The 905-nt window shown below is 49.5% G+C and carries 1 pseudogene; it reads left to right on the forward strand.

Annotation, left to right across the window (positions count from 1 at the left end):
- Positions 1–67: 67 nt before the first annotated feature.
- Positions 68–358: pseudogene (locus H9X86_RS13160) on the forward strand (transposase); the annotation flags it as partial.
- Between the last annotated feature and the right edge of the window lie 547 nt (positions 359–905).

Below are 905 nucleotides of genomic sequence, written 5' to 3' on the forward strand. Positions count from 1 at the left end.
ACAACAAAACGAGAGGCTAACCTTTTTGGGGGTTGGCCTCTCGTTTCATTTGCTTTACAATTTGTTTATGCAGACAAATTATAACAAGCAAGATCAGTGTACCGTATATGAGTGCCACGGTCAACTGGTATTTGCATTGAACTCACAAAAAATATTACCGGAGAACGCACCCGTCCGACTGGCAAGTGCCCAGCTTGAGGAACTGGATTACAGGAAACTGTATCGCACCTATTCGTCCAGAGGACGGAAATCGGCAGTGGAACCACGGGTGATGTTCAAGGTAATTGTCTACGGGTATCTGTGTGGCATCTACTCCAGCCGGAAGCTGGAAGAGGCGTGTAGGTACCGAGTAGATTTTATGTGGCTGTTGGAAGGCCAAAAGGCACCGGATCACACCACCATTGCCCGTTTTCGAACCGGGCGGTGCAGAGAAGCCATAGAAGACCTGTTCTACCAGTTTGTCCGCAAGCTGGAGGAAATGGGGGAGACAGACCACAGAGCTGTCTTTATTGATGGAACAAAGATTGAAAGCCGTGCAGGCCGCTATACCTTTGTGTGGCGCAAAAGCGTGGAGAAGCACCTGGCCAAAGTAAAGGCCCAGGTGGAACGATCTACCGGTTTTACTTCCACACAGGAATTGCGGGCATGGTTGGAGGAGTTTGCTCAAAATATTACCTTTGTCCATAGAAGTGGCCGGCGGAAAAGTCCCGGACAAAAGGAATGGGAGCGCCTGTCTGAACTTCTGGAGCGGTGGGAGCAGTATGAAAACATGCTATCCACCATGGGAGAAGGGCGCAACAGTTACTCCAAAACAGACGAAGATGCCACATTTATGCGGCTGAAAGAAGACCACATGCGAAACGGGCAGCTCAAGCCAGCTTATAATGTGCAGATTGGTGTGAACA

This window comes from Pseudoflavonifractor capillosus, assembly GCF_016902575.1.
GTDB lineage: Bacteria > Bacillota > Clostridia > Oscillospirales > Oscillospiraceae > Enterenecus > Enterenecus capillosus_A.